Annotated in this window: 5 protein-coding genes; 1 reads left to right on the top strand and 4 read right to left on the bottom strand. The window is 67.3% G+C overall.

The genetic code is table 11. From position 1 onward, the window contains the following. Together Y705_RS19580 and Y705_RS0112105 are read right to left on the bottom strand one after the other, a co-directional pair. Positions 1–407: SWIM zinc finger family protein (locus Y705_RS19580; protein ID WP_173401085.1), on the bottom strand; the 407-nt coding region annotated here is incomplete at its 3' end. Positions 408–465: 58 nt separating this feature from the next. Next, complete coding sequence (locus Y705_RS0112105; protein ID WP_026533047.1) at positions 466–894, bottom strand: SWIM zinc finger family protein; 429 nt, start codon at positions 892–894, stop codon at positions 466–468. Positions 895–1,108: 214 nt separating this feature from the next. Here Y705_RS0112105 and Y705_RS0112100 point away from each other — a divergent pair, with 214 nt between their 5' ends. Further along, complete coding sequence (locus Y705_RS0112100; RefSeq protein WP_026533046.1) at positions 1,109–2,413, top strand: cation:proton antiporter; 1,305 nt, start codon at positions 1,109–1,111, stop codon at positions 2,411–2,413. 4 nt (positions 2,414–2,417) lie between these two features. On the opposite strand, the gene Y705_RS0112095 is transcribed toward Y705_RS0112100, so the two are convergent. Together Y705_RS0112095 and Y705_RS19575 are read right to left on the bottom strand one after the other, a co-directional pair. Continuing rightward, positions 2,418–3,215, bottom strand: a complete 798-nt coding sequence (locus tag Y705_RS0112095; protein WP_049822685.1) for a 3-oxoacyl-ACP reductase — start codon at positions 3,213–3,215, stop codon at positions 2,418–2,420. Between the two features lie 30 nt (positions 3,216–3,245). Then, a partial coding sequence (locus Y705_RS19575; RefSeq protein ID WP_081738017.1) for an aldehyde dehydrogenase family protein occupies positions 3,246–4,495 on the bottom strand: 1,250 nt, incomplete at its 5' end.

Below are 4,495 nucleotides of genomic sequence, written 5' to 3'. Positions count from 1 at the left end.
CCGTCGTCCTGCTGTCCGATCAGACCGCCGAGCGACGCCTGCCAGCCGTCAGGTAATCTGCGCGGAGCCGGCGCTGTCGAGGCTTCCTGCCGTGCGAGCACGTGCTCGGTGTTGCTCTGGAGGGCGGTTGCCGCCACGTGCTTGCAGTCTGCGCCGACAGGGCAGCTGCAGTGGTTCTCAAGCGGCCGGAACCGGCCGTCACCCTTTACGCTGAGCCGCAGCTTGGTGCGGTAATCGGTGGGTGCGCTTCCGCGGACCCTGCCGGTGAGGATCCGGGATTCGGCGTCCCACGCGAGGAGGCTCACGGCGCCGTCCTTCGCGTAGGTCTGTCCCCGCTGGAACGCGGCACCGCCCACAATGCGGATGATGTCGGTGACATCGACCAGAGGGTGGCTGGAATTGGGCATACTTTCATGCTCTCACGCGTCGGGAAAGGACTGCGCCCGCGGGCGGTCCTTTCCGCTGTCAGCAGTGGGATGCAGCATTTCCGTCGTCCTGCTGTCCGATCAGACCGCCGAGCGACGCCTGCCAGCCGTCAGGTAATCTGCGCGGAGCCGGCGCTGTCGAGGCTTCCTGCCGTGCGAGCACGTGCTCGGTGTTGCTCTGGAGGGCGGTTGCCGCCACGTGCTTGCAGTCTGCGCCGACAGGGCAGCTGCAGTGGTTCTCAAGCGGCCGGAACCGGCCGTCACCCTTTACGCTGAGCCGCAGCTTGGTGCGGTAATCGGTGGGTGCGCTTCCGCGGACCCTGCCGGTGAGGATCCGGGATTCGGCGTCCCACGCGAGGAGGCTCACGGCGCCGTCCTTCGCGTAGGTCTGTCCCCGCTGGAACGCGGCACCGCCCACAATGCGGATGATGTCGGTGACATCGACCAGAGGGTGGCTGGAATTGGGCATACTTTCATGCTCTCACGCGTCGGGAAAGGACTGCGCCCGCGGGCGGTCCTTTCCGCTGTCAGCAGTGGGATGCAGCATTTCCTGCGGGCTGTCAAGAACCGGCGCGAAGACCCGAGAAGAGGGAACTCGTTCCCGCACCTGCCGGAACGGGCGTAACCTACACGAGCGCGTGTCGATCCGTCGTGCGCTGATTCACCTGAGGAAAGAGGTGCCGGTGTTCGAAGCGCCGAGCTTGATATTCGCTGCCGCAGGACTCGCGGTCTTCGCTGCGGCGCTGCTGCCACGCCTGCTGATGCGGGCTCCGGTGTCGATGCCCATGATCTTCTTCGGTGCAGGGGTGCTGATCTTCTCCGTCGCCGATGGCCTCCCGAGCCCGGACCCCATCGCGTACAGCGACATCACCATCCACCTCAGCGAAGTCTGCGTGATCATCTCCCTCATGGGTGCGGGGTTGGCCCTGGACCGGAAGGTGGGCCGGAAACGCTGGGCCACCACCTGGCGCCTCCTCGGGATCGCGATGCCGCTGTGCCTGATCACTTTCACGCTCCTGGGAGTGTGGGTGCTGGGCCTCGGCCTGGCCGCAGCGATCCTCGTTGCGGCAGCACTTGCGCCCACGGACCCGGTGCTGGCCTCGGAGGTCCAGGTGGGCGAGCCCTCCGAAACGGAGGAGGCACTCGAAGCCGAGGATGAGGTGCGCTTCGGCCTGACCTCGGAGGCCGGCCTCAATGACGGCCTCGCTTTTCCCTTCGTGTATCTTGCGATCGCCGTGAGCCTGGTGGGTGCGGCGCCGTCGGCCTGGTTCCCCGAGTTCTTCGCCCTGGACGTGGTGTGGCGGATCGCCATCGGGTGCCTTCTCGGATTCGGTGTGGGCAAACTGTTGAGCCGGGTCTTCTTCCAGTCCCGGATCGAGAGCGCGCGGCTGGCCAGCCACTCGGAGGGCTTCGTTGCCCTGGCTGCCACGTTCCTCACCTACGGGGTCACCGAGATGGTCGAGGGCTACGGATTCATCGCTGTCTTCGTCTGCGCCGTGACCATCCGCTCCGGCGAGCAGACACACGGGTTCCACGGGGTGCTGCACAGCTACATCGAGCAGCTCGAGCGGCTGCTCACCGTGGTGGTGCTCGTCCTGCTGGGCGGCGCGGTGGCACGGGGGCTGCTGGCAGGGGTCACCCTCGTCGAGATCCTCGTGGCACTGGCCTTCCTGCTCCTGGTGCGGCCGCTTGCCGGCTGGATCAGCCTCAGCAGGGGCAGCACCGGACCGTGGGAGCGCGGCGTCATCTCCTTCTTCGGTGTCCGCGGTATCGGGTCCATCTACTACCTCAGCTACGCGCTCTCGAAGGGCGAATTCGCGAGCGAGGACGAGGCCCTGTGGCGCATCGTGGGCCTCGTGATCGTGATGTCGATCCTCCTGCACGGCGTCACGGCCGCACCGGTGATCAACGCCCTCGACCGCGCGCGTGAGCGGAAGGCGCTCCGGGAGGCCGGTACCGGGGACGTGGCGCCCAAAACGGCCATCTGAAAGGCTAGAGCGGTGTGACGTAGGCGCCGGCGATGCCGCCGTCCACCAGGAACTGGCTCGCCGTGATGAAGGACGCATCATCCGAGGCGAGGAAGGCGACGGCGGCGGCCATCTCGTCGGGTTCGGCGAAGCGGCCCAGCGGCACGTGGACCAGCCGGCGCGCCGCCTTCTCGGCGTCGTTGGCGAAGAGCTCCTTCAGCAGGGGAGTGTTGACCGGCCCCGGGCACAGGGCGTTGACGCGGATGCCCTGCCGTGCGAACTCGACGCCCAGTTCGCGGCTCATGGACAGTACGCCGCCCTTGGACGCCGAGTAGGAGATCTGGGACGTCGCGGCGCCGAGTACCGCGACAAAGGAGGCCGTGTTGATGATCGAGCCCCGTCCCTGCTCCTGCATGTACGGAAGGACGCCCTTGCAGCAGTAGTAGACGCTTGTCAGGTTGACCTCCTGGACGCGGCGCCAGGCGTCGATCCCGGTGTTGAGGATGGAGGAATCATCCTCCGGTGATATCCCGGCGTTGTTGAAGGCGATGTCGATCGAGCCGTAGGTCTCCTTGGTGAAGGCATACATGTTCCGGACGTCGTCCTCGACGGTGACGTCGGCACGCACGAACCGTCCGCCGATGCTGTCCGCGAGACCGGTTCCGATGTCGTCGGCGCAGATATCCGCGATCACCACGCGTGCTCCCTCATGGGCGAGCCGCCGCGCTGTGGCGAGGCCGATGCCCGACGCCCCGCCGGTGATGACCGCCGTGCGGCCCTGGAGGCGATTCGTCACAAGTCCGTTGTAGGGCAGGTCCGTCATGAAGTACTCCTTGAGCAAAGTAGGCGAAAATCAGGCATCGGTGGCCAGGAACACGTTCTTGAGTTCGCTGAACGAATCGAGCGCATCAGGGCCGAGTTCACGGCCCAGCCCCGATTGCTTGAAGCCCCCGAAGGGGGTGGAATACCGCACGGAGGAGTGTGAATTGACGGAGAGGTTCCCGGCATCCACTGCCCTCGCGACGCGGAACGCGCGGCCGACATCCCGTGTCCAGATGGAACCGGACAGACCATAGGCCGAGTCGTTCGCGATGCGCACTGCCTCCTCTTCACCGTCGAACGGCACCACGCACACCACCGGGCCGAAGATCTCCTCACTGAACGCGCGGGAGTCCGGGCCCGACGGCGTGATCACGGTGGGCGGGAACCAGAAGCCCGGCCCCTCGGGAGCGGTGCCCTGGAAGGCGACGTCGGCGTTCACGCTCCCCGCGCCGTCGTACACGAAGCTTCCCACTGCCTGCCGCTGGCCGGCCGAGATGAGGGGGCCCATCGCGGTGTCGGCATCGCGCGGATCGCCCACCCGAACGGCCTTCACCGCGGTCTCCAGCAAGGACAGGAAGTCGCTGTACGCTGGCCGCTCCACCAGGATCCGGGAGCGCGCGCAGCAGTCCTGGCCTGCGTTGCCGAAGGCGCCACCGGGAGCCGAGGCCGCGGCCTTCTCGAGGTCCGAGTTCGCGAAGACGATGTTGGCGCTCTTCCCGCCCAGCTCAAGGGTCACGCGTTTCACCTGCTCGGCGCAGCCCGCCATGATGCGTTTGCCCACGCCGGTCGAGCCCGTGAACACCACCTTGCGCACCTGTGGATGGGTGACGAAACGCTCGCCCACCACGGATCCCTTACCGGGCAGCACGGTGAAAACGCCCTCCGGAAGCCCCACCTCCAGCCCCAGTTCAGCCAGCCGGATGGCGGTCAGGGGAGTGAGCTCGGCGGGCTTGAGGACCACCGTGTTACCGGCGGCCAGGGCGGGCGCGAAGCCCCAGACGGCAATCGGCATCGGGAAGTTCCACGGGACGATGATCCCGACCACGCCGAGCGGCTCGTGGAACGTCATGTTCACCCCTCCCGCGACCGGGATCTGCCGGCCGAAGTGGCGTTCCGGGGCCGCCGAGTAGTACGTCAGGACGTCCCGTACGTTGCCGGCCTCCCACCGGGCATTGCCGATCGTGTGGCCGGCGTTGGCCACCTCGAGTGCGGCGAGGGCTTCGATCTCGGAGTCGACGGCGGCGGCGAACCTCCGCAGCAGCAGCGCGCGGTCCGCCGGTG

It is taken from the genome of Arthrobacter sp. H41 (genome assembly GCF_000520535.1).
Classification (GTDB): Bacteria; Actinomycetota; Actinomycetes; order Actinomycetales; family Micrococcaceae; genus Arthrobacter_D.
This window is presented reverse-complemented; position numbering and strand designations above follow the sequence as displayed.

Excerpts from the sequence above, each read along its gene's own strand:
- Y705_RS0112105 (WP_026533047.1), bottom strand. The coding sequence starts at position 894 with ATGCCCAATTCCAGCCACCCTCTGGTCGATGTCACCGACATCATCCGC.
- Y705_RS0112095 (WP_049822685.1), bottom strand. The coding sequence starts at position 3,215 with ATGACGGACCTGCCCTACAACGGACTTGTGACGAATCGCCTCCAGGGC.